At 40.7% G+C, this 4,695-nt stretch carries 6 protein-coding genes; all 6 read right to left on the bottom strand.

What is annotated here, in order from left to right; genetic code table 11:
• Positions 1-167 precede the first annotated feature (167 nt).
• Positions 168-1,289 carry an LPO_1073/Vpar_1526 family protein gene (locus Q0J75_RS13180; protein ID WP_297202298.1) on the bottom strand — a complete coding sequence of 374 codons (1,122 nt, stop codon included), beginning with the start codon at positions 1,287-1,289 and terminating at the stop codon, positions 168-170.
• Positions 1,276-1,554: a hypothetical protein gene (locus Q0J75_RS13175; protein WP_297202294.1), complete on the bottom strand. Its 279-nt coding sequence runs from the start codon at positions 1,552-1,554 to the stop codon at positions 1,276-1,278. Before Q0J75_RS13175 ends, Q0J75_RS13180 begins: the two co-directional genes overlap by 14 nt.
• 19 nt (positions 1,555-1,573) lie before the next feature.
• Positions 1,574-2,491, bottom strand: a complete 918-nt coding sequence (locus Q0J75_RS13170) for a BsuBI/PstI family type II restriction endonuclease (RefSeq protein WP_297202291.1) — start codon at positions 2,489-2,491, stop codon at positions 1,574-1,576.
• The gene (locus Q0J75_RS13165) at positions 2,488-3,975 is read right to left on the bottom strand and encodes an Eco57I restriction-modification methylase domain-containing protein (RefSeq protein ID WP_297202287.1); all 1,488 of its coding nucleotides are present in this window, start codon (positions 3,973-3,975) and stop codon (positions 2,488-2,490) included. The genes Q0J75_RS13170 and Q0J75_RS13165 overlap by 4 nt, the downstream gene beginning before the upstream one ends.
• Positions 3,962-4,174, bottom strand: a complete 213-nt coding sequence (locus Q0J75_RS13160) for a helix-turn-helix domain-containing protein (RefSeq protein WP_297202301.1) — start codon at positions 4,172-4,174, stop codon at positions 3,962-3,964. Before Q0J75_RS13160 ends, Q0J75_RS13165 begins: the two co-directional genes overlap by 14 nt.
• Positions 4,175-4,284: 110 nt before the next feature.
• On the bottom strand, positions 4,285-4,695 hold a 411-nt coding region (locus Q0J75_RS13155; RefSeq protein WP_297202284.1), incomplete at its 5' end, for a hypothetical protein.

Here is a 4,695-nt window from a genome sequence, read left to right as displayed (position 1 = left end):
CATGCACTTCCTCAGACTCTTATAGTTTGGCAGAGACATTTTACCCTGACAAGTCGCCGACTGTTTTTACGCTTACTCTAAACAGATTTGCTTGTGGGATTTAGCTCAGGGTATTGGCATTATTTCCATTATTCAGATAGTAGAGGCTATCTGATTTTTTGTTGCCATTATGTTGCCAATGGAAGTTCCGGGATTGACTTATCACACCGGCGAGCATTCGTGTGCGCTAGTACAGTACCTACATGAGTAATTTCAAATGTCAAAGGCAAGGCATCCCACCAAGTATGAAGTTTTTTTAATGAGGGATAGCTATCCCATTCTTTCATAAACATAGATACAGCTTTTTTCTTCATATTCTCATCTGTATCATACAAATCCCACACAGCTTCAAGGGCAGATATTTCGCTTTCATTGATCAGACTATCCTGCTTTACAACTGATCCTTCACTCAAAACATTTCGTGACATTTTCAACTTCTTTATTGCACACTTTTCCACTACAGGTAATCTAACATAGTTATCTAATAGTTCATTTGGAATAAGTGTTGCGGAATCAAGTCCTACTTCTGTTAATAAAGCTGTTGCACGTTTATAATTTTCAGAGTCAATATGGATTCCAACAGCGGAGTAACCAGATAATCTAGCAGGATAATAATCTTCTATTTTTTTGAAAGAATGGGCGGAGTCTATTCGAACAGCATCAAGTATATCTAAATGATCAATCCAACCTGTTCCAACAGGCAATTCCATGTACATAAGCTTTTCAAACAAATCCGCTAACACTTTTATGCCCGCTTTACAAGAATTGGAGGCGGGAATAAACTTATTTACAGCGTGAAAAACCGTCAATGCACATAAAGCATCATCATCTACCTGGTCGATGATTTCTATTGCCCGACTAATACCTGCTCTATTTTTTCGTACTTGTCCTTTTGTAATTCGGCATATAAGCAGTTCAGCTAACATATCATAATCAGCTTCACGTTCTGTAGCAGCCGCTGTCCTTTGAGCGCTTGTCAACAAAAATTGAAATGATGGGTCTGCAAATGTACTTAGCGCTCCTTCAATCTGCTGTATCTTCGGTAATAACGAATCTTCAAATTTCTGTACTCGTTCATTCGCGCATGCATACGCATCAGCCGTGAAATCTCTACGAGCAACAGCATATGTCTCTGCACAAATCTCTCTTGCTCTTTTCTCATCAATGCCGTTATTGTAAATGTTAATTGTCCCAGCCTGCATCAGTTGAGAACTATCACCTGCTTTTTGGGATTGTCTATCTCCGCTCATCGCCAGTACTCCCAACTTGTGTTTGAACAGCATTATTGCCAGCTTTTTGAGATTGCTTAATACTTGTTTTGCTTTTTGAAGGATTATTTTTAACATCATTCTTTCCCATTTTTATCTCTTGTGTCTGTTCAGAATCATCACCTGCAACTTGCTTTTGACCTGCTGTTCGCTTAATGCCAACTTTATAGCCAATAGCCCCTCCGCCTATTGCGCCAATAATCAAGCTAACTAGTTCTGTTCCTATACCATCAAAAAACCATTCCAATATTAACACTCTCCTTTATTTACCTCGGCCCCAAAAACTTATCACCATTCAGATGAATCATATGATCCGGCATACCTGCGATCCAAACTTCCGTTTCCCAAGCAAGCATCTCAGAAAACTTCTTGAACGTCTTAAAATCCAGAAAAGCTGTAACATAGATTTTCCCTGCGGTTACGCCGGTGGTCATTTCTTCAATCTCTTTGATGCGTTTCGGCTCCATCGGCCCAACAGATGTTACCGACTCTATAAAATACAGCCAGTTCCTCTCCTCTGAGTAGAGGACCACATCTGGCATCTTATCATGTAATGTAATAGTAAATCCCAGTTCGCTAAGCTTGTCCTCGTTCTTTACCAAATCCTTTTCAATGGTATCGCCGACATAGAGGCATTCCGAATTTGGAGCAAAGCGTGGTGCAAATTCCTCGATAATTGCTTTTTGAAGTTGATTATGATCTCCTGGAGAAAAAGTGAAATCTTCACCGTTGATTTTCACAGGCATTTTACGCCTGACACGCTTAGAAGCATATAGCTGAACAAGCGTGTCGTGATTAGTTTGAAAAGAAGTAAGCTTGGTTTCCCAACGATCTGTACCAAAACTCTGTACCAACTTCAGCATTTCATCTGTTAACCGATAACGGTAATTTGGGCTATTGGTGGCCTTGCCATTATCCTCGATGAAAGCCGCATTTCTAAAATGGTGCATAGCCTGTTTTCTGAAAGTTTCTCGACTATTTTCTGCATAAGTAGTCCCATAATTGTTATTTGAAAAAGCAATTACATCGTGAATACGAATCCATTCGTTGGTCGCATCTTGCCACGGAGTTTCCTCAACAAGTCCCGCCATGGCGAGCAAAACACAACAGCACATGGTATTTTGCTGCTTTGCCGGGACTTGCAAAGCATTTAATATCTCTTTTGCTTCGTCTATTTTGCTCATACATAACCCCTCAAAATTCTGTCACAAACCGGTTCCGACATATCGTGTGCAGCAATCAACTCTTTCCCCATGGCCTCAATGACATCCATGGATGGAACCGGCATAGAGTTCACCTCAGTTGAATTGACCTGCGTTGAACCATTCAAGATCCTATAATAGCAGTCATACAAGGTGGAATTAAACAAGACATAAAGCCCATACACAATACACTCCGAAAGATCACGCATCCCATCGATAAAATTTATCTTGTTTTGTGTGCTGATCTGGGAATACTCAGGATGCTTTTTTGCCAAGTAAACACCACATTGAAGCCGCCTATGTTCTTCTTTTGCTGTAAATCGTTTAACAAAAAGATAGTTCTTATTTGGTTGTAATAGTCCCCGCTGCTCAGTAACCAGGTACTCATGTTCCTTCCCTATAGGAAAAACCACTTTGCCATTTTGTATGTGCTGAGAATAGAACAATGGAACAGCCTGATCTTCAGCTACATCTCTCAGTGCTTCTCTGTTTCGGAAGTCAACTGTAAGTCCGGTTTTCATTTTTAGACCGATACTTGGCAAGGTATTTTCCCACTTGTTCAAACTATTAAGTGTCTCTACTTCATCAGCATTCGTTACCAGATAGACATAGGAATCTGATCCGTTGACAACGGCAGTATAGGGTGCCTCGAAAATGGTCCTTTGGGAAAAGTCTGCATTGCTTTGGGTCGTAGTAATGGTAACAGTTTTTGGCTTTGCGCGCGTTTTTCTCAGTTTAATAATGATAGTTTCCTGCAGTACACTCTCTTTTTCAAAGACTTTATCGCGACTAACAAATAAGTGGATATGCTCCAAAACGCCTTCGCTTAAAAACTTTTGACGAAATCTTTTGAAATACGCGCCAGAAGTCCAGGAGCGCGGAATAATATAAACCAATTCTCCCCCATCTCTCAAGTTGAAGATACTCATAGAAGCAAAAAGAAAATAGAGATTGGGAGCGCCATAACATACATCTGGCATAGCTAAGGCTTCTGGAGCATCCTTTGCTATTTTCATGTATGGAGGATTTCCGATTACAAAATCAAATTTTTCAGGTTCCAAATTCGCCCCTAACATCAGATTATAGTCGGTTGCTTGGCTTAAAATGTAGTTATCAGAAACGATTTCATAGGATATTTTCTGCCGAGATTGACTACACGCTACCTCCAGATTAGCTCGCAATAGCTCAATTACATTTGGGTCATTCTCATAGCAAACCAATCTAATCTCTTCTACTGCTGTGAATCCTTGTAAGCGTTCCAATAGTGCAATTGAGAGAATGCCAGAACCAGCACCAGGATCAAGAATAGAAAGAGTTTGGCGTTTGTTAGGAACCTTAAACAGTTCAGCCATAAAAACGGCAGTTTCTTTGCTTGTAAAAAACTGGCCATATTTCTTGCGCTGACTTTTCGGCATATGGTCAATATATTCTGTTGTTGCATTAATTGCAAAGTCAAGCATGCTCATGATTTGTAAACTCCATAATTTCATCAATGCCGCAGTCTAAAGCTACACAAATTTTATATAGGCTTTCCATTGATACAAATTCATTTTTTCCCATCTTTGCTAAGACATTAAAACTAATGCCTGCGGCATCCTTTAAGTCCGAGCGTTTCATCTTTTTGTCGATGAGAATTTTCCAAAGTTTATCATAAGATACCGGCATTGCTACTTCTCCATTCATATGCGGATAAGTAATTATATCATAAAACACACGATACCTCAAGATAGCCTCACGAAAACATGAGTCAACTTCAAATCGAATAGCATGTAGAATTATGTAACTGCGTGTGCCAATAAGGTTATTTGGATACCGCTTTTCTGCTGCCTCTTTTGAGCGTATTCCACCAGATCCTGCGCATTGCTTGCGGGGTGCCAGGCATAGGCGATGAGGTAGTCGACGTGATCTACAACATAGCGGTTTGCTCTCACGATTGCGATCTTGCGTGGAACGCTTTCCATCCCCGGTGGATAGAATGTTCCGTCAAATCCATCGAGTGTTGGGATGGGCCGCTCTGCCGGATGATATTGCAATAGCAAAGTGAGCTTCACTTCTGGGTAGAAACGCTTTGCTTCTTTGACTGCTGACGCTGCAAGACGATCAAATCCTCCGTAGTGGCCAACGATAAATTCTGTAACGCCATATTCCAAAATGTGCTGCTCCACAGCCGCATACAATGCCGGATA

The sequence above is a fragment of the uncultured Flavonifractor sp. genome (assembly GCF_944385615.1).
GTDB lineage: Bacteria > Bacillota > Clostridia > Oscillospirales > Oscillospiraceae > Flavonifractor.
Note: the sequence above shows the minus strand (reverse complement) of the source record. Positions and strands in the feature narration are given on the sequence as shown.